Origin of the sequence: Nocardioides lianchengensis (genome assembly GCF_900101465.1) — a bacterium.
Lineage (GTDB): Bacteria > Actinomycetota > Actinomycetes > Propionibacteriales > Nocardioidaceae > Nocardioides > Nocardioides lianchengensis.
Genome location: NZ_FMZM01000006.1, coordinates 218111 through 235841, shown reverse-complemented (window position 1 = coordinate 235841; position 17731 = coordinate 218111). Strand labels below are relative to the sequence as shown.

Below are 17731 nucleotides of genomic sequence, written 5' to 3'. Positions count from 1 at the left end.
TCAGTCGTCGAAGGCCTCGATGACGGCGGTGTCGATGGTGTGCTTGGGCCCGGTGAACCACTTCTTCGCCGACACGTTCCACCAGATCGTGAGCAGCAGCAGCGCTCCGAAGGTGAGGATCGGGGCGTAGTTCACGAACTTCCACGTGAAGGCGTCGTCCCACGGCACACCCGCCGGGTAGAGGGGCAGGATGAAGTAGATCGAGATGATGACGATCTCGGCGGTCGCGACCAGGTTCATCCACTTGTACTTCGAGCCGTTGGTCCAGGACCCGGCCTCGAAGGCGTCGCCGATCTTCCAGCGCAGGAAGATCGGGATGGCGAAGGCGAGGTAGAGGCCGATCACCGCCACCGACACCACGGCGTAGAACGCGGTCGGGACGATCAGCGGCTCTTCGGGCGTCCCGATGTTGACCTCGATCAGGGCCGGGAGGGTGATCAGGACACCGACCACGGCGCACAGGAGGACGGCGTTGACCGGGATCTTGTTGCGCGCGACCTTCGACCACAGCGAGGACCCGGGGATGGCACCGTCGCGGCTGAACGCGAAGGACATCCGCGAGGCGCTGGTCAGGCAGGCGGTCGCGCAGAAGAGCTGTCCGGCCGTGGAGATCACCAGGATCAGGATGTGCCAGCCGTCGCTCAGCGCCTGGCCGAAGATCACGTCCGCGCCGTTCAGGCCGGAGTTGATGCCGGCAGTCACGCCGTCGGGGTCCTGCACCGCGAAGAGGAACGACAGCAGCAGGATCCAGCCACCGATGGCGGAGTAGAAGATCGAGCGCCAGATGCCCTTGGCCGCGGCCGAGGACGCCGCCGAGGTCTCCTCGGACAGGTGGGCCGAGGCATCGAAGCCGGTGATCGTGTACTGCGTGAGCAAGAAGCCGAGCGGCAGCACCAGGAACCAGTAGACGCCACCGCTGTTGGACCCGGCGTCGTAGCCGGAGTTGTTGATCCGCTCGCTGATGACGAACGAGATGTCCTGGTGGTGGTCCGGCACGATGACCAGCACCAGGATCACCACCGCGGCGCCGGCGACGTGCCACCACACCGAGATGTTGTTGATGAGCGCCAGCAGGTGCGCCCCGAACGCGTTGAGCAGCACCGCGAGCAGCATGATCAGCACGAAGAGCACGAAGACCCGGGACAGGCTGTAGTCCTCGGCCCAGCCGGTGCTGATGGTGCTCAGCGTGATGTCGAGGAAGGTGGCCGCGCCGTACGCGACGGATGCGGTGACGGCGATCAGGCCGATCAGGTTCAGCCACCCGGTGAAGAACCCGGCCGCCGGGCCGCCGAGCTTCGCCGCCCACCAGTAGATGCCACCCGAGGTGGGGTACGCCGAGACCAGCTCCGACATGGTGAAGCCGATGATGAGGATGAAGATCGAGATGATCGGCCAGCCCCACGTGATCGCGACCGGTCCGCCGTTGCTCCACCCCTGGCCGAACGTCGTGAAGCAGCCGGCGAGGATCGAGATGATGGAGAACGAGATCGCGAAGTTCGAGAAGCCGGACCAGGTCCGGTTCAGCTCCTGCTTGTAGCCGAGCCGGGCGAGGTGGGCTTCGTCCTCGTTCAGCGGCGGGGTCTCTGCGGTCATGCGACACACCTTCCGGGCTGCTCGTGCATTCGTGAACCGGAACCTAGACCCGTCGGAATCCGGGTGTAAACACTCTCCCGTAAAATTGGTATGAACCCAGACCTTTACTCTGTGGGGACGATTGACGCACCACCCCCGCCGACCAGAGGATGAACCGCATGACCGCCGACCCCGCAGCCGGGCTGCCCGAGGCGGTCCTGCGGCCGGTGCGCGGCCACCACGCCTTCGAGGCGTGCGTGGAGCAGCTGGCCACCGCGATGCGGCTCGGCGTCTACCCGCTCGGTTCGGTCCTCCCTCCCGAGCGCGAGCTGGCGGCGCGCCTGCAGGTCTCCCGGGCCACCCTGCGGGAGGCGATGGCGGCCCTGCGGCAGGCCGGACTGGTCGAGACCACCCGGGGCCGCGGGGGCGGCACCGTGGTCACGCTCAAGCCACGGTCACCGTCGGCCCGCGCGGCCGCCCGGGTGTCGCCGGAGCGGCGCGCGGACTGGCTCGACTCGCTCGACTTCCGCCGCGTCATCGAGCCCGGGGCGGCCGCGCTCGCCGCGAGCCTGCCGCTGTCCGAGCCGGCCCGTGCCCAGCTCCAGCTCGCGCTGGACGACGTCACCACCGCCCGCCGGCCCGCCGACCACCGGCAGGCCGACTCGCGGTTCCACCTGACCATCGCCACGCTCAGCGCCTCACCCCGCATGGTCGAGGCGGTGACGTCGGTGCAGTCGGCGCTGCACGAGATGCTGCTGGCCATCCCGGTGCTGGAGACGAACATCGCGCACTCCGACCGGCAGCACGCGGCCGTCGTACGCGCGATCCTCGCGGGGCGCCCCGAGCGCGCCCGAGCGGCCATGGAGGAACACTGCGACGACACGGCCGCGCTCCTGCGTGGTCTGGTGGGCTGACCCGATGAGGAGCACCGATGAGGAGCACCGCATGACCCTGCGCAACGAGCGACACCTGAGCATGAACGACCTGGTCGCCCGGATCGGGGCGGGCGAGATCGACACCGTGATCGTCGCCTTCACCGACATGCAGGGGCGGCTCCAGGGCAAGCGCCTGCATGGCCGCTACTTCGTCGACCACGTCGTGGGCCACGGCACCGAGGGCTGCAACTACCTGCTCGCCGTCGACGTCGACATGAACACCGTCGACGGCTACGCCATCTCGTCCTGGGAGCAGGGGTACGGCGATATGGAGTTCGTCCTCGACGAGCGCACGGTCCGCCTGCTGACCCACCTGCCCCGCACCGCGCTCGTGCAGTGCGACCTGGCCCTCACCGACGGCTCCCCGGTCCCGCAGTCGCCCCGCACCATCCTGCAGACCCAGCTGGACCGCTGCGCCGAGCAGGGCTGGACCGCGCTGGCCGGCACGGAGCTCGAGTTCATCGCTTTCGACACGACGTACGAGGCCGCCCACGACGCGGGCTACCGCGGCCTGACGCCGGTCAACCAGTACAACGTCGACTACTCGATCCTCGGCACCACCCGAGTCGAGCCGCTGCTGCGCTCTATCCGCAACCACATGTACGACGCCGGCCTCGACGTCGAAGGCGCCAAGGGCGAGTGCAACTTCGGCCAGCACGAGATCGGCTTCCTCTACGCCGACGCGCTCACCACCGCCGACAACCACGTCGTCTACAAGAACGCCGCCAAGGAGATCGCCGCCCAGCAGGGCAAGGCGATCACCTTCATGGCCAAGTACGACGAGCGCGAGGGCAGCTCCTGCCACATCCACCTCTCGCTGCGCGGCACCGACGGCGAGCTGGTGTTCTGGAAGGACGGCGAGCGGACGCCGCTCTACGACCGGTTCGTCGCCGGCGTGCTCGCCACCGTCGCCGACTTCACGCTGCTCTTCGCGCCGAACGTGAACTCCTACAAGCGCTTCGCCGACGGCTCGTTCGCGCCGACCACGATCGCCTGGGGCCTCGACAACCGCACCTGCGCCGTACGCCTGGTCGGGCACGGCGCGGGCGCGCGGATGGAGAACCGGGTGCCCGGGGCCGACGCCAACCCCTACCTCGCGCTGGCCGCGATGCTCGCGGGCGGGCTGCACGGCATCGAGCAGGGCCTGGAGCTGGAGCCCGAGCTGGTCGGCAACGCCTACACCTCGGGCCGGCCGAAGGTGCCCGCCACCCTGTCCGCGGCCCGGGAGGCGTTCACGACCTCCGCGGTGGCCCGGGCCGCCCTGGGCGACGCCGTGGTCGACCACTACACCAACATGGCCGACGTGGAGATCGCCGCGTACCAGGCCGCCGTCACCGACTGGGAGCTGCGTCGCGGCTTCGAAAGGCTGTGAGCTCGGGCATGTCCGACCTGTTCACCCTCGTCAACCCGGCCACCGCCGTCCCGATCCAGGACGTCCCGCTGGCCTCGCTCGGGGAGGCCGACGCCGCCATCGCAGCCGCCCACGAGGCGTTCGCGTCCTGGCGCGCCGTCGCACCCGGCGAGCGCGCCCGGCTGCTGCGCTCCTTCGCCGCCGTCGTCGACGCCCACGTCGAGGAGCTGGCCGGCCTGGAGGTCCGCAACGCCGGCCACACCTGGGGCAACGCCCGCTGGGAGGCCGGCAACGTCCGCGACTGCCTGAACTACTACGCCGGGGCGCCGGAGCGGATGTTCGGCCGGCAGATCCCGGTGCCGGGCGGCACCGACGTGACCTTCCACGAGCCGCTGGGCGTCGTCGGCATCATCGTGCCCTGGAACTTCCCGATGCCGGTCGCGGCCTGGGGCTTCGCGCCCGCCCTCGCCGCCGGCAACACCGTCGTCCTGAAGCCCGCCGAGCTGACGCCGCTCACCGCGATCCGGCTGGGCGAGCTGGCCCTCGAGGCCGGCCTGCCCGAGCACGTGCTGACCGTGCTGCCGGGAGCCGGCCCGGTCGTCGGGGAGCGCTTCGTGACGCACCCGCTGGTCCGCAAGGTCACCTTCACGGGGTCCACCGCGGTCGGCAAGCGGATCATGGCGGGCTGCGCCGAGCAGGTGAAGCGGGTGACCCTCGAGCTGGGCGGGAAGTCGGCCAACATCGTGTTCGCCGACACCGACCTGGCCACGGCCGCCGCGACCGCGCCGTACGCCGTCTTCGACAACGCGGGCCAGGACTGCTGCGCCCGCTCGCGGATCCTCGTCGAGCGCTCGGCGTACGACGAGTTCCTGACCCACCTGCAGCCCGCGGTCGAGGGGTTCCGGGTAGCAGTGCCGGAGACCGACGAGGGCGCGGAGATGGGACCGCTGATCTCGGCCGGCCAGCAGGCCCGGGTCCGCTCCTACCTCGACGAGGCCGAGGTCGCGTTCGCCGGGACCACCCCGGGCGGCGACGGCTTCTGGGTGCCGCCGAGCGTCGTGACCGTCGACGACCCCGGCGCCCGGATCTGGCGCGAGGAGGTCTTCGGGCCCGTGGTCGCGGTGATGCCCTTCGACGACGAGGGGCACGCCGTCGAGCTCGCGAACGCGAGCGACTACGGTCTGTCCGGCTCGATCTTCACCGACGACCTCGGCCGCGGGCTGCGCGTGGCCCGCGCCGTCGAGGCCGGCAACCTCTCGGTCAACAGCCACTCCGCGGTGCGCTACTGGACGCCGTTCGGCGGCTACAAGCAGTCCGGTCTCGGCCGGGAGCTCGGACCCGACGCGCCGATGTCGTTCACCGAGGAGAAGAACGTCTTCATCAGTCACTAGGTCTCGATACGCCCCGCTCGTTCCTCACGGGGCTACTCGACCACCGAAAACCCGAGACGCCCCGCTCGTTCCTCACGGGGCTACTCGACCACCGAAAACCCGAGACGCCCCGCTCGTTCCTCACGGGGCTACTCGACCACCGAAAACCTGAGACGCCCCGCTCGTACCTCACGGGGCTACTCGACCACCGAACGGAGAGAAATGGCAGGCAGGATCCAGGACCGGGTCGCGGTCATCACCGGCGGCTGCTCGGGCATCGGCCTGGCGACCGTCGAACGCTTCGTCGAAGAGGGCGCCAAGGTCGTCATCGGCGACATCGACGACCAGCGCGGGCACGAGATCGTCGGTCAGCTCGGCGGGCCCGAGTTCGCGACCTACGTCCACGTCGACGTCACCGACAAGGACCAGGTCGACGCGCTCTTCCAGACCGCGAAGGACACCTACGGCTCGGTCGACATCGCGTTCAACAACGCCGGCATCAGCCCGCCCGAGGACGACTCGATCCTCGACACCGACCTGGACGCGTGGCGCAAGGTGCAGGAGGTCAACCTGACCTCGGTCTACCTGTGCTGCAAGGCCGCCCTCCCCCACATGCTCGAGCAGGGCCGGGGGTCGATCATCAACACCGCGTCCTTCGTCGCGGTGATGGGGGCGGCGACGTCCCAGATCTCCTACTCCGCGTCCAAGGGCGGGGTGCTGTCGATGACCCGCGAGCTCGGCGTGCAGTTCGCGCGGCAGGGCGTGCGGGTCAACGCGCTCTGCCCGGGCCCGGTAAACACGCCCCTGCTGCAGGAGCTGTTCGCCAAGGACGCCGAGCGGGCCGCCCGCCGCCTGGTGCACGTCCCGATGGGTCGCTTCGGCGAGCCGTCGGAGATGGCGGCCGCCGTCCTCTTCCTCGCCTCCGACGACTCCTCGTTCATGACCGCCAGCACGTTCCTGGTCGACGGCGGCATCTCCGGGGCCTACGTCACCCCCCTCTGATGTCGGTCCCGGTCATCGGCCTGTCCACCTACCGCGAGGACGCGGCCTGGGGGGTCTGGCGGCAGCGCGCCGACCTGCTGCCGACGCAGTACGCCGAGGCGGTGGAGGCCACCGGCGGCGTCCCGGTGCTGCTGCCGCCACAGGGGCCGGCCTCGGCCGAGGCGGTCGTGGTCCGGCTCGACGGGCTGGTGATCAGCGGCGGGGCCGACGTCGACCCGGGACGCTACGACGCGCCCCCGCACCCCCGGACCGCCGCCTGGCGGGCCGATCGCGACGCGTGGGAGCTGGCGCTCCTCGACGCCGCCGAGCTCCGCGGCCTGCCCGTCCTGGGCGTCTGCCGCGGGATGCAGCTGATGGCCGTGCACGCCGGCGGGCAGCTCGACCAGCACACGCCCGACCTGGTCGGCGACGAGCGGCACAGTCCCGGCGGAGACGTCTTCGGTGACATCACCGTCGCGACGGTGGCGGGCACCCGGGTCGCCGGACTGGTCGGCTCCGAGCTGGTCGTCAGCTGCCACCATCACCAGTCGGTGCGGACACACCCGGGGTACGTGCCGGCCGCGCACGCCGCTGATGGCACGCTGGAGGCCATGGAGGATCCCCAGGCCCGGTTCCGCGTGGCCGTCCAGTGGCACCCCGAGACCGCTGCCGACGTCGGGCTGCTCGCCGGCCTGGTCCGGGAGGCGGCGTCGTACGCGTTCGGGCGGGACGTGCAGTGAGGCCGCGCGACCCGGTCCTGCTCAGCGCCCACCGGTGCGGCGCCGGCGGCGACAAGGATCTGGAGAACACCCGCGAGGCGCTCGACCGGGCGCTCGGCCTCGGCGTCGACTACGTCGAGTTCGACGTGCACCGCAGCAGCGACGGCGAGCTGCTGCTCCACCACGACGACTGGATCCAGGTCGACGGGCGCAAGCGCTGGGTGCGCGAGTCGACGCTGGCGCAGTTCCAGGCGACCCGGCCCCACGTGCTGCGCTACGACGAGGTGCTGCAGATCCTCGCCGGCCGGGCCCGGGCGCACATCGACCTGAAGTTCTCCTCCCCCGGCGGCGCCCACGAGATCGCCGCGGTCGCCCGGGCCGTCGAGGTGATGGGTGCCGAGAACATCGTGGTCACCACGCTCGACGACCGGTCCGTGCGGGCCGTCCGCGAGTGGTCCGACGCCGAGGGGCTGCCGGTGCTGGCCGGCCTCTCGCTCGGTCGGCGCGTGCGCGGCCTCCCGCTGCGGGCCGCCGTGCGCATCCGGCTGTCGGAGCTCTTCCCGCGGCTGCGCTACCGCGCGTCGCTCGCCAACGTGATGGTCGCCAACCACACCCTCGCCCGCTACGGCGTCGCCCGCTTCGCCCGCCGCCGCGGCCTGCCGCTGCTGGTGTGGACGATCGATACCGAGAAGTCGCTGCACTACTGGCTCAAGCCGGGCCGCGCCTGGCTGGTCACCACCAACCACCCCGACCTGGCGCTCGAGGTCCGGGACCGGCGGGCTGCCAGACTGCGCGCATGACCGAGACCGACATCCTCGGCGAGCCCTACGTCGTCGAGACCCTCGCGCTCGCGCCCGACGACGAGGGCGAGGTGGTCGCCACCCTGGTGCACCGTCCCGCCGACGCCCCGACCGGGCGGGCCGTGCTGCACGTGCACGGCTTCGCCGACTACTTCTTCCACACCGCGTACGCCGAGTGGTGGACGTTGCGCGGTTACGACTTCTACGCCCTCGACCTGCGCAAGTACGGCCGCTCGATCCGGCCGCACCAGACCCCGACGTACGTCGCCGACCTCGACGAGTACACCGAGGACCTCGACGCGGCGTGGGAGGTCGTCACCGGCCGGGACGGGCACGATCACGTCGTGATCTCCGCGCACTCGACCGGCGGACTGACCGTGTCGCTGTGGGCCGACGCCCGCCGGCCCGACGGGCTCGCCGGGATGGTCCTCAACTCGCCCTGGCTCGATTTCCAGGCCGGGCTGCTGATGCGCACCGTCGGCACCGCCGTGGTCAAGCAGCTCGGGGCGCGCCAGCCGCTGCGCGAGATCCCGCGCAAGGTCAGCGGCCTCTACGGCCGCAGCCTGCACCGCGATCACGACGGCGAATGGGACTTCGACCTGACCTGGAAGCCGCTGGAGTCGTTCGCGGTCACCACCGGCTGGCTGCGGGCGATCCGGATCGGGCACGCCCGGCTGCAGCGCGGGCTCGCCGTACCCTGCCCGGTGCTGGTGCTCTCCTCCGGCGCCTCCGCCAGCCCCGTCGAGATGGGTCCGGAGGTGCACGGCTTCGACATCGTCCTCGACGTGAAGCAGATCCGGCGCTGGTCCACCGCCGTCGGCCCGCACGTCACCTACGCCGCCATCGAGGGCGCCCGCCACGACGTCGTCCTCTCCCTCCCCGGCCCCCGCGCGCAGGCGTACGACGAGATCGCGCGCTGGCACTGCGCCTACGTCGACTAGATGACCAAGTCCCGCGGAGCGTGCGAGCCCTGGGACTTGGTCATCTAGGTGAGCGGCTCGCCGTCGAACGTCTCGAGCGTGACGAAGTCGGCGACCTCCTGCCGCTTCAGCCGGGTCAGCTGCTTCACCGGCCGTCCGAGCGGGACGACGGCGGCGAGCGCGTAGCGGTCCGGCGCTCCGAGCAGCGCCAGCACGGCCGGCTCCTCGGCGACCGCCATGGTGGTGATGGTGCCGCCGTACCCCTCGGCGCGGGCGGCGAGCAGCACGTTCCAGACCAGGGGGTAGACCGAGCCACCGGCGACGAGGCCGACCCGGTCGAGGTCCTGGTCCGTGGCCGCGACGACGCCGAGATCGACCAGGAACACGAGCACGGCACCGGCGGTGCGCAGCGGCTCGGTGAACGCCGCCGGCACGTCGGTCGCCGCGATCTCCGCGGCGCTGGGCGTCGGCTCCTCCAGCGGGTTCCACGGGCTCTGGCCGGCCTTCGCCTGCGCGACGTAGCGGCGGACCGCCGGCTCGTTGAGCTCGGCCAGCCGCTCCCGCGTGGCGTAGTCGCGCACGACGACCACCCGCGTCCCCTGCCGGTTCCCGCCGCTCGGCGCGAACCGGGCCTGGTCGAGGATCCGGTGAAGCACCTCGTCGGGCAGCGGGTCGCCGGTGAACTCGCGGACGGCCGGCGTGGTGCGCATGACGTCGTACAGGTCCATGTGACGAGAGTGTCACGTGTTTCGGCGAAGGCCTGCGCCGTCCCGCCCGGACCCGGAGAATCGTTCGGTGCTCCGTCGTCTTCTCCTGTTGGTGGGCGTCCTCAGCGCGCCGACCCTGCTGCCCCTCCCCGCCCTCGGCGCGACGTGGTCGGACCGAGACGCCTCGCGCGACGTCGTGGTCACCACCTACGCCTCCGAGCCCGAGCCGTGCGGCACCTGGACCGATCGGGTGGACCCGGCGGATCGGACCCAGGACATCACCCGGGTGGGCGTCCGGCACTCCCGCAGTCAGGTCCGGGTGACGGTTCGGTTCCGCGACGTCGCCCCACGCGATGCCCGCTCGACCACCGTCTACCTGCGGACCCAGAGGCGCGACGTCGAGATCGAGGTCTCCCGGTTCGCCGGCAGCTCGGCGACACGCGTCGCCCTGATGACGTTGCCGGACTACGACGCGATCGACGTCGAACCGACGGAGGACAATCCGTGCGGGACCTTCGCCATCGCCGGTCCTGACGCGAGCTGCCGCGGGCTGCGTGGGCGCATCGACCACGCCCGCGACCGGGTCGTGGTCGTCGTCTCGCGTCGATGTCTGCGCGACCCGCGATGGGTGCGGGCAGGCGTGTCGTCGTACGCCTTCGGTGGCGACGAGAACGAGACCCTGCGCTCGGACCGCTGGGAGCCTCGGGGCGCCACCCCCTCGACGAGTATCGACGGTCCCTACGGTCCCCGGGTCCGCGTCGGCTGAGCGCCGGCCCGCTAGGGTCCGGGGCATGAATCCTGTGACCGGACTCTCCCTGGGCCGCATCGTCGTCGGCGCCGTCGCGCTGGCCGACCCCCGCCTCGGCGGTCGGCTGCTCAACCTCGACACCACCGGCAACCCGCAGCTCCCCTACGTGACCCGGCTCTTCGGCTCGCGCGAGGTGGCGCTCGGCGCCGCGACCCTGTTCGCCCGCGGCGGCACCCGCCGCAACCTGGTCCTCCTCGGCACCCTCGTCGACGCCGCCGACGCCGGCACCGGCTACCTCGGCATCCAGGACGGCACGGTCCAGCCCAAGGCCGCCGGGCCGTTCATCGGCGTCGCGATCGGCGCGGTGCTCGCGGGCTTCCTGGGGCTGCGGACCAAGAAGAAGGTCAAGGCCGTCGCCTGACCGGCGGGCCCCTAAAGACGCCGCTTGGTCACAAACGTCAACTGAGAGCCGTCTTAGTTGCTGAATGTGACCAACCAGCACCACCGGGTCAGACCGCGAACGACACCAGGGCCGCCAGCCCGACCACCACGATGACCGCGCGCAGCACCGTCGGCGGCAGTCGCCGGCCCACCGAGGCGCCGAGCTGCGCGCCGACGACGGCTCCGGTCCCGATGAGCAGGACCAGCCACCAGTCAACATCGGCGACGAAGACGAACAGCACTCCGGCGACCCCGTTGACCACTGCGGCGAGCACGTTCTTCACCGCGTTCAGCCGCTGCAGCGACTCGTCGATGCCGATTCCGAGGATGCCCATCAGGATCACGCCCTGGGCGGCGCCGAAGTAGCCGCCGTACACGCCGGCGAGGGCGGTCGTCGGCCAGACCCACCAGGGGTCCGGGCGTGAGGCGGGCGCACCGGCCGCCTCCCGACGGGCCGCGACCCGGCGCGACAGCCGCGGCTGGACGACGACCAGCACGATGCCGAGCCCGATCAGCACCGGCACGATCGTCTCGAACGCGCCCTCGGGCAGCACGATCAGGAGTACGGCGCCGAGCAGGCCGCCCAGGAACGACCCGCTGACCAGCCGCAGCACGCGGGCGCGCTGACCGACGAGCTCGCGGCGGTAGCCGATCGCGCCGGACACCGAGCCCGGTGCCAGGCCGATGTTGTTGGAGACGTTGGCGACGACCGGCGGGACGCCGAACGCGAGCAGGGTCGGGAACGTGATCAGCGTTCCCGACCCCACCACCGCGTTGATCCCGCCCGCGGCCACACCCGCGAGCAGGATCGCGAGCGCCTCGAGGAGGGGCGGCACCTAGGGGGCGGGCGCCGGCGGTACCTCACCGGGATCGATCGAGGGATCGGTGCTGCCGACCTGCTCCGGCTCGGCGGGCTTGCGCGGGTTGGCCGCGGACTGCGCCTCGGCGATCGCGGCCTCGACCGCGGCATTGGCCTTCGAGACCTCGGCATCCTCGCCGCGCGCCTCGGCCACCTGCGGCTGGGTCGGGCCCATGTCGACCCGCTTGACCGGGCCGTCCACCTCCTGCGGGATCCCCTGCAGGCTGTTCATCGTCGAGCCCAGGCCCTCGAGCGCCTTGCCGATCTCGCTCGGGACGATCCACACCTTGTTGGCGTCGCCCTCGGCGATCTTCGGCATCATCTGGAGGTACTGGTAGGCCAGCAGCGACTGGTCGGGGCGACCGTCGTGGATCGCCTGGAACACCGTCTGGATGGCCTGGCCCTCGCCCTGGGCCCGCAGGATCGCAGCCTCACGGTCGGCCTGGGCTCGCAGGATCTGCGACTCCCGGTCACCCTGCGCCGACAGGATCGCCGACTCCTTCTGGCCCTGGGCGGTCAGGATCGCCGACTGTCGCTGGCCCTCGGCGGTCAGGATCGCGGCGCGCTTGTCGCGGTCGGCGCGCATCTGCTTCTCCATCGTGTCCTTGATGGACGGCGGCGGGTCGATGCTCTTGATCTCGACCCGACCGACTCGGATGCCCCACTTGCCGGTGGCCTCGTCGAGCACCCCGCGCAGCCCGGAGTTGATCGTCTCGCGGCTGGTCAGGGTCTGCTCCAGATCCATGCCGCCGACGATGTTGCGCAGCGTGGTCATGGTGATCTGCTCGACGGCCTGGATGTAGTTGGCGATCTCGTAGGTCGCCGCCACCGGGTCGATGACCTGGAAGTAGATGACCGTGTCGATCTCGACGGTCAGGTTGTCCTCGGTGATCACCGACGAGGGCGGGAAGCTCACCACCTGCTCGCGCAGGTCGATCAGGTAGCGGACCTTGTCGATGAACGGCACCACGATGTTGAGGCCGGCCGGCAGGGTCTGCTTGTACTTGCCGAACCGCTCCACGATGCCGGCGCGCGCCTGGGGCACGATCCGCACGGTCTTGGCCATCACCGTGACGATGAACAGGAAGATCAGGCCCAGCAGGACGAGGACGATGACGCCATCCACGAGGGCTCCTTTCCGAGAGCTTGGTGTGTAGAGCTGTGGGGTCGAGCGCTAGGGGTCGAGGCGGGGGACGGGGTGGACGTACGCCGTGGCGCCGCGGATCTCCAGCACCTCGACGGCCTCGCCGGGCTCGATGGCCAGCGTGTCGTCGTACGGCGCGGCCGACCAGAGCTCGCCGGCGAGCCGGACCTGGCCGACCTCGACGCCGGTGATCCGGGAGACCGCGACGCCCTGGCTGCCGACCAGCCGACCGTGGCTCATGGTCAGGTCGGGTCCGCCGTGCAGCCGCTTGATGAGCGGCGGCCGGAGCAGGAAGAGGGTCGCGCCGGCGGTGCCGAGGGCCAGCAGGAACGAGACGAGGAACGCCGCTCCGAGCGCGGAGGAGACCAGGCCGACCACGGCCCCGAAGGCCAGCATCGCGAAGATCAGGTCGAGGCTGAACACCTCGATCACGCCGAGCGCGACCGCGGCGCTCAGCCAGCCCGCCCAGTGGTTGTCGCTCAGCCAGTCCATGACCGGACCCTACCGGCGCCGGGTGCGCCGTCGGGCCGCCCAGCGGCCGTCCTCGTGGCTGAGGACCAGCGGCATGCCGAACGTGGCGGACAGGTTGGCCTCGGTCAGCACGTCGTCGAGCAGGCCGGCGGCCATCACCCGGCCCTCCCGCAGCAGCAGGGCGTGGGAGAAGCCCGGCGGGATCTCCTCGACGTGGTGGGAGACCAGCACGGTCGCGGGCGAGTCGGGGTCGTAGGCGAGCACGGACAGCGTCGCCACCAGGTCCTCGCGCCCGCCCAGGTCGAGGCCCGCGGCGGGCTCGTCGAGAAGCAGCAGCTCGGGGTCGGCCATCAGCGCTCGGGCGATCTGGACCCGCTTGCGCTCCCCCTCGCTCAGCGTGCCGAAGGTCCGGTCAACGAGGTGCGTGGCGCCGAGCTCGCGGAGCAGGCTGGTGGCCCGGTCGTGGTCGAGGTCGTCGTACTCCTCGCGCCAGCGGCCGACCACGCCGTACGACGCCGAGACGACCACGTCGTGGACCCGCTCGGAGCGCGGGATCCGCTCGGCGAGCGCGGCGCTGGTGAGCCCGATCCGCGGCTTGAGCTCGAAGACGTCGACCGTGCCGAGGACTTCCTCGAGGATCCCCGCGACGCCTTCGGTGGGGTGCATCTGCGCGGAGGCGACCTGGAGCAGCGTGGTCTTCCCGGCACCGTTCGGGCCGAGGATCACCCACCGCTCGTCCTCCTCGACGGTCCAGCTCACGCGGTCGAGGAGGGTCGACTGCCCGCGCCGCACGGTGACGTCGGCGAAGTCCAGCACGGCGCTCATGAGGCAACCCTATCCAGACGGCTCCACGGCCCGGCGTAGTGTCCTCGGCCGTGACTTCACCGCTGCCGCCCGCCGCCCGTCTCGCGTGGTGGGGCACCTCCTGGCTGCGCGGGTACGTCGTGGCGGACCTGCTCGTCGACGCGGTCGTGGACGACGACGCCACCCACGTCGTCGCCTCCCTCTCGGGCCTCGGCCTCGGGGGCGGCGACGCCGCCGAGGGCCTGCTGACCGGGCTGGGCCGGCTCCGGGCCGAGGGCGCGACCGGGATCGGCGCCGCGTTCCCGGTGGAGGGCGACCCGGTCGGCCTGGGCGGGCCCCGGACGTTCAACGACGCGGCGCTCGACGCCGGTGAGGCGGTCGTGGCCGTCGACGCCGGAGTGGGTCTGGTGCCGGTACGCGTGGGCGCTGCCGTGACCTGGGTGGCCCACCGTGCGGAGCGGCGCCAGATGCCGGACGTCGGCGAGGCCGACCGGGGTCTGCGGGCCGCGCTGATCGAGACGGCGCAGACCCTGGCCGACCTCGACGTCGCCCGCTGGCGTCCCGAGGTGGCCGACCGGCTGATGAACCTGCGGCACCGCGAGCCGCTGAGCGCGCCCGACGGCGTCCCGGCGCGCTGCGTCGAGCTGGCCGCCCGCGGGCTGCAGGCCGCCGAGATCGTCGACCTCGCGCTGGAGGACGACGGCGGCGCGGTGTCGTCGTACGAGATCGCGGCCCGGCGGGAGGCGCTCCAGCCGCTCGCCCGCGCCGGCCGGCGCGCGCTCGTCGCCGCCTGCTCGCCGGAAGGCTGGCCGCCGGCCTAGGGCAGGACGTCGTACGACGGCTGCGCGCTGCGCGAGGATGACCGCGTGCCGACACTTCCGCAGCTGACGCCCACGCAGGCCGACCGCGCCGCCGGCGCACTCATCGGCAGCGCGGTCGGCGACGCACTCGGCGTGCACTACGAGTTCGCCACGCCTCCCGGAGCAGGTCAGGATGCCGCGATGCTGGGCGGCGGGCTCGGCGACTTCGCGCCCGGAGAGTGGAGTGACGACACCTCGATGGCGATCGTCATCGCCGAGGCCGTGCGAGCGACGGGTTCGGTCGCCACTCCGGCAGCGCTGGACGTGATCGCCCAGGGCTTCGTCCGCTGGTACAGGTCCTCACCGCCGGACATCGGGATCCAGACGTCGAGGGTGCTCGGAGCGGCGTCCTCCCGACTGGAGGCCGGCGAGGACGGGCCGGGTCGGGTGCCCGCCCAGGAAGCGACGATCGACGCCCTCGACCATCCCCGCTCAGCCGGAAACGGCGCGCTGATGCGGACCGCCCCCGTGGCGCTCGCCCACCTCGACGACCGAGTGGCGCTCGCCGACGCTGCCCGACGGGTGGCGAGTCTGACCCACGCCGATCCGCTGGCCGGCGACTCGTGCGTCCTGTGGAGCGAGGCGGTGCGGGTGGCGGTCGTGGATGGCCGAATCGACCTGACCGCGAGGCTCGACCTCCTGACCTCGCGGTCCGAGCAATGGGCGGACTGGCTCGCCGACGCGCTCAGCCCGGAGCGGCGGTCCGAGGACGTCCCGGGCCAGGAGTTCACTCCGAACGGGTTCACCGTGACCGCCCTGCAGGCAGCAGCCGCTGCCATCGCCCACACTCCGGAGACGCCAGGTCAGCTCGAACGCGGGCTGCACGGCGCGATCCGGATCGGGGACGACACCGACACGGTGGCCGCGATCGCGGGCGGATTGCTGGGTGCGCGCTGGGGAGCGAACGCAGTCCCCGAGGAGTGGTGCCGCGCGATCCACGGATGGCCCGGCTATCGGTACGCGGACCTGCTCGCGCTCGCGCCAGGTCACTAGCTCGTCGACCACACCCCCAGCTCGGTGCCGCTCGGGTCGGTGAAGTGGAACCGGCGGCCGCCGGGGAAGTCGTAGGGACCCTCGGTGACCGTGCCGCCGGCAGCGCTGACCGCCGCGACGCTGGCGTCGAGATCGTCGGAGAACAGCAGCACCAGCGGCCCGCCGGGCGCGGCGGGGCGACCCGGGGTGAGGCCGCCGACCTCGCCACGGCCCGACGGAGCCCGGATGCCGGCGTAGGCGGGGCCGTAGGCGTTGAACTCCCACCCGAAGGCGGCTGCGTAGAACGTCTGGGCCGACGCGAGGTCGGCGACGCCGATCTCGACGTAGTCCAGGCCGTGGTGCGGGTGTGGCCGGCCGCCGTCGGTGGCGACCGCGTCGGTCCAGACCTCGGTCAGGTCGACGATCGAGCCGGACTCGTCGAGGGTCGCGAAGGAGGCGACGTAGTAGGTCACGGGCTCGGCGGACACCCGGGCCCGGAGGACTCCGGTCGAGCCGGAGGCGACGACGTCCTCGAGGGCGAAGGTCCACGGTCCCGGGTAGTCGCGGTTGAACGCGACGAAGCCGTCCCGGTCGAAGGTCTCCCCCGTGTGCACCAGCCGGGCAGCGAAGTCGGCGGCCAGCAGGGCGGCCAGCCCGTCCCAGTCCCGGGTGGCGATCGCGTCGGCGAACCGGGTCAGGGTCTCGTGGGGATCGGGCCGGGCGTCGAGGTCAGCATCCATGTCCACCACCCTGGCCCAGACCACCGACAGGACTCCAGCAGCGATAGCCTCGGCCCACGATGGCCACCGACGCGAAGCCCGAGACCCTCCTCATCACGCTGACCGGGAAGGACCGGCCCGGCGTCACCTCGGCCGTGTTCGCCACCCTCGCGCGGGCCGGCGTCGAGGTCGTCGACGTCGAGCAGATCGTGCTCCGCCGACGCCTCGTCCTGGGTGTCCTGGTCACCGCGCCCCGCGACTGGAAGCGGCTGCGCACCGCTGTCGAGCAGGTCGCCGACGAGCTCGGGATGAGCGTCGACGTCGACCGCGGCACCGGCGACAACCGGCCCCGCCCCGAGGGCCGCTCCCACGTCACGGTGATCGGCAGCCCCCTCAAGGCGACCGCGATGTCGGCCATCGCCGGTCGCATCGCCGACGCCGGCGCCAACATCGACCGGATCGAGCGGATGGCGCGCTACCCCGTCACCGCCATCGACCTGCACGTCTCGGGTGCCGAGCCCGACGCGCTGCGTGCCGTGCTCGCGGTCGAGGCCGCCCGCCAGAACATCGACGTGGCGGTGCAGCCGGCCAACCTGCTGCGGCGCGGCATGCGGCTGATCGTCATGGACGTCGACTCCACGCTCATCCAGGGCGAGGTGATCGAGATGATCGCCGCCCACGCCGGCTGCGAGGCGGAGGTCGCCGCGATCACCGAGCGGGCGATGCGCGGCGAGCTCGACTTCGAGCAGTCGCTGCGCGAGCGGGTCCGGCTGCTGGCCGGCGTACCGGCCTCCGCCCTCGACGAGGTGTACGACGCCATCCTGCTCGCCCCGGGCGCGCGCACGATGGTCCGGACCCTGCGACGGCTGGGCTACCGGTTCGCGATCGTCTCGGGCGGCTTCACCCACATCACCGACCGGCTCGCCGCCGACCTCGGGATCCACTTCGCCCGGGCCAACGAGCTGGAGATCGTGGACGGCCACCTCACCGGCGACATCGTCGGCGCGGTCGTCGACCGGGCCGCCAAGGCGCAGGCGCTGCGCGAGTTCGCCGCCGAGGTGGGGGTCTCCGAGGCCGCCACGATCGCCATCGGCGACGGCGCCAACGACCTCGACATGCTCAACGCGGCCGGCCTCGGCATCGCCTACAACGCCAAGCCCCTGGTCCGCGACGCCGCCGACACCTCGGTCAACGTGCCCTACCTCGACGCGATCCTCTACCTGCTCGGCATCTCCCGCGAGGAGATCGAGGCCGCCGACGCCGAGGCCGGCTTCGTGACCCCGGCGCCGCCGGTCTGACGACGGGCTGCGGGCCGGCGACACCCCGAGGTGCCACCGGCCCGCCGATCGTGCGAGCGC

19 protein-coding genes are annotated in these 17731 nt (G+C 72.0%); 12 read left to right on the top strand and 7 right to left on the bottom strand.

What is annotated here, in order from left to right:
* Nucleotides 1–1593, bottom strand: coding sequence for an amino acid permease (locus BLT76_RS12825; RefSeq protein ID WP_090856316.1), 1593 nt, complete (start codon nucleotides 1591–1593; stop codon nucleotides 1–3).
* A 158-nt stretch (nucleotides 1594–1751) separates the two neighbouring features.
* Between BLT76_RS12825 and BLT76_RS12820 the strand changes: the two genes are divergently transcribed.
* From BLT76_RS12820 to BLT76_RS12790, 7 genes are all read left to right on the top strand, one after another.
* Nucleotides 1752–2486, top strand: coding sequence for a FadR/GntR family transcriptional regulator (locus tag BLT76_RS12820; RefSeq protein ID WP_211752916.1), 735 nt, complete (start codon nucleotides 1752–1754; stop codon nucleotides 2484–2486).
* Between the two features lie 31 nt (nucleotides 2487–2517).
* On the top strand, nucleotides 2518–3879 hold the full coding sequence (locus BLT76_RS12815) for a glutamine synthetase family protein (protein ID WP_090856310.1): 1362 nt from the start codon (nucleotides 2518–2520) through the stop codon (nucleotides 3877–3879).
* Between the two features lie 8 nt (nucleotides 3880–3887).
* Nucleotides 3888–5249 carry an aldehyde dehydrogenase family protein gene (locus BLT76_RS12810; protein ID WP_090856646.1) on the top strand — a complete coding sequence of 454 codons (1362 nt, stop codon included), beginning with the start codon at nucleotides 3888–3890 and terminating at the stop codon, nucleotides 5247–5249.
* Nucleotides 5250–5450: 201 nt separating this feature from the next.
* Nucleotides 5451–6230, top strand: a complete 780-nt coding sequence (locus BLT76_RS12805) for a 3-oxoacyl-ACP reductase (protein WP_090856307.1) — start codon at nucleotides 5451–5453, stop codon at nucleotides 6228–6230.
* Entirely contained in the window at nucleotides 6230–6949 is a 720-nt protein-coding gene (locus BLT76_RS12800; RefSeq protein WP_090856304.1) for a gamma-glutamyl-gamma-aminobutyrate hydrolase family protein, read from the top strand. The genes BLT76_RS12805 and BLT76_RS12800 overlap by 1 nt, the downstream gene beginning before the upstream one ends.
* Nucleotides 6946–7728 carry a glycerophosphodiester phosphodiesterase gene (locus tag BLT76_RS12795; protein ID WP_170867040.1) on the top strand — a complete coding sequence of 261 codons (783 nt, stop codon included), beginning with the start codon at nucleotides 6946–6948 and terminating at the stop codon, nucleotides 7726–7728. Before BLT76_RS12800 ends, BLT76_RS12795 begins: the two co-directional genes overlap by 4 nt.
* A complete protein-coding gene (locus tag BLT76_RS12790; protein WP_090856297.1) occupies nucleotides 7725–8669 on the top strand; it encodes an alpha/beta hydrolase in 945 nt (314 codons plus the stop codon). Before BLT76_RS12795 ends, BLT76_RS12790 begins: the two co-directional genes overlap by 4 nt.
* Before the next feature lie 44 nt (nucleotides 8670–8713).
* Here BLT76_RS12790 and BLT76_RS12785 read toward each other — a convergent pair whose 3' ends face one another.
* Nucleotides 8714–9376, bottom strand: coding sequence for a nitroreductase family protein (locus BLT76_RS12785; protein ID WP_090856294.1), 663 nt, complete (start codon nucleotides 9374–9376; stop codon nucleotides 8714–8716).
* Nucleotides 9377–9443: 67 nt separating this feature from the next.
* On the opposite strand from BLT76_RS12785, the gene BLT76_RS12780 reads away from it, so the two are divergent.
* On the top strand, nucleotides 9444–10121 hold the full coding sequence (locus BLT76_RS12780) for a hypothetical protein (RefSeq protein WP_139175512.1): 678 nt from the start codon (nucleotides 9444–9446) through the stop codon (nucleotides 10119–10121).
* Between the two features lie 25 nt (nucleotides 10122–10146).
* Nucleotides 10147–10524: a hypothetical protein gene (locus BLT76_RS12775; protein WP_139175510.1), complete on the top strand. Its 378-nt coding sequence runs from the start codon at nucleotides 10147–10149 to the stop codon at nucleotides 10522–10524.
* Nucleotides 10525–10612: 88 nt separating this feature from the next.
* Here the strand turns inward: BLT76_RS12775 and BLT76_RS12770 are convergent, their stop codons facing one another.
* The 4 genes from BLT76_RS12770 to BLT76_RS12755 all read right to left on the bottom strand — a co-directional run bounded on the left by BLT76_RS12770 (nucleotide 10613) and on the right by BLT76_RS12755 (nucleotide 13843).
* Nucleotides 10613–11380, bottom strand: coding sequence for a sulfite exporter TauE/SafE family protein (locus BLT76_RS12770; protein WP_090856285.1), 768 nt, complete (start codon nucleotides 11378–11380; stop codon nucleotides 10613–10615).
* Nucleotides 11381–12469, bottom strand: a complete 1089-nt coding sequence (locus BLT76_RS12765; protein WP_090856643.1) for an SPFH domain-containing protein — start codon at nucleotides 12467–12469, stop codon at nucleotides 11381–11383.
* A gap of 108 nt (nucleotides 12470–12577) precedes the next feature.
* The gene (locus BLT76_RS12760; RefSeq protein WP_090856282.1) at nucleotides 12578–13039 is read right to left on the bottom strand and encodes an NfeD family protein; all 462 of its coding nucleotides are present in this window, start codon (nucleotides 13037–13039) and stop codon (nucleotides 12578–12580) included.
* Nucleotides 13040–13048: 9 nt separating this feature from the next.
* Complete coding sequence (locus tag BLT76_RS12755) at nucleotides 13049–13843, bottom strand: ABC transporter ATP-binding protein (protein WP_090856278.1); 795 nt, start codon at nucleotides 13841–13843, stop codon at nucleotides 13049–13051.
* A gap of 50 nt (nucleotides 13844–13893) precedes the next feature.
* Here BLT76_RS12755 and BLT76_RS12750 point away from each other — a divergent pair, with 50 nt between their 5' ends.
* Together BLT76_RS12750 and BLT76_RS12745 are read left to right on the top strand one after the other, a co-directional pair.
* Nucleotides 13894–14643, top strand: coding sequence for a hypothetical protein (locus tag BLT76_RS12750; protein ID WP_090856275.1), 750 nt, complete (start codon nucleotides 13894–13896; stop codon nucleotides 14641–14643).
* 45 nt (nucleotides 14644–14688) lie between these two features.
* The gene (locus BLT76_RS12745) at nucleotides 14689–15675 is read left to right on the top strand and encodes an ADP-ribosylglycohydrolase family protein (protein WP_090856273.1); all 987 of its coding nucleotides are present in this window, start codon (nucleotides 14689–14691) and stop codon (nucleotides 15673–15675) included.
* Here BLT76_RS12745 and BLT76_RS12740 read toward each other — a convergent pair.
* The gene (locus BLT76_RS12740) at nucleotides 15672–16394 is read right to left on the bottom strand and encodes a VOC family protein (protein WP_090856270.1); all 723 of its coding nucleotides are present in this window, start codon (nucleotides 16392–16394) and stop codon (nucleotides 15672–15674) included. The genes BLT76_RS12745 and BLT76_RS12740 overlap by 4 nt on opposite strands.
* A gap of 59 nt (nucleotides 16395–16453) precedes the next feature.
* On the opposite strand from BLT76_RS12740, the gene serB reads away from it, so the two are divergent.
* Entirely contained in the window at nucleotides 16454–17671 is a 1218-nt protein-coding gene (gene serB / locus BLT76_RS12735) for a phosphoserine phosphatase SerB (RefSeq protein WP_090856267.1), read from the top strand.
* Nucleotides 17672–17731: the final 60 nt, after the last annotated feature.

Coding starts and splice junctions, on each gene's coding strand:
- BLT76_RS12825 (WP_090856316.1), bottom strand. CDS start 1,593: ATGACCGCAGAGACCCCGCCGCTGAACGAGGACGAAGCCCACCTCGCC.
- BLT76_RS12820 (WP_211752916.1), top strand. CDS start 1,752: ATGACCGCCGACCCCGCAGCCGGGCTGCCCGAGGCGGTCCTGCGGCCG.
- BLT76_RS12815 (WP_090856310.1), top strand. CDS start 2,518: ATGACCCTGCGCAACGAGCGACACCTGAGCATGAACGACCTGGTCGCC.
- BLT76_RS12810 (WP_090856646.1), top strand. CDS start 3,888: ATGTCCGACCTGTTCACCCTCGTCAACCCGGCCACCGCCGTCCCGATC.
- BLT76_RS12805 (WP_090856307.1), top strand. CDS start 5,451: ATGGCAGGCAGGATCCAGGACCGGGTCGCGGTCATCACCGGCGGCTGC.
- BLT76_RS12800 (WP_090856304.1), top strand. CDS start 6,230: ATGTCGGTCCCGGTCATCGGCCTGTCCACCTACCGCGAGGACGCGGCC.
- BLT76_RS12790 (WP_090856297.1), top strand. CDS start 7,725: ATGACCGAGACCGACATCCTCGGCGAGCCCTACGTCGTCGAGACCCTC.
- BLT76_RS12785 (WP_090856294.1), bottom strand. CDS start 9,376: ATGGACCTGTACGACGTCATGCGCACCACGCCGGCCGTCCGCGAGTTC.
- BLT76_RS12775 (WP_139175510.1), top strand. CDS start 10,147: ATGAATCCTGTGACCGGACTCTCCCTGGGCCGCATCGTCGTCGGCGCC.
- BLT76_RS12765 (WP_090856643.1), bottom strand. CDS start 12,469: ATGGCCAAGACCGTGCGGATCGTGCCCCAGGCGCGCGCCGGCATCGTG.
- BLT76_RS12760 (WP_090856282.1), bottom strand. CDS start 13,039: ATGGACTGGCTGAGCGACAACCACTGGGCGGGCTGGCTGAGCGCCGCG.
- BLT76_RS12755 (WP_090856278.1), bottom strand. CDS start 13,843: ATGAGCGCCGTGCTGGACTTCGCCGACGTCACCGTGCGGCGCGGGCAG.
- BLT76_RS12740 (WP_090856270.1), bottom strand. CDS start 16,394: ATGGATGCTGACCTCGACGCCCGGCCCGATCCCCACGAGACCCTGACC.
- serB (WP_090856267.1), top strand. CDS start 16,454: ATGGCCACCGACGCGAAGCCCGAGACCCTCCTCATCACGCTGACCGGG.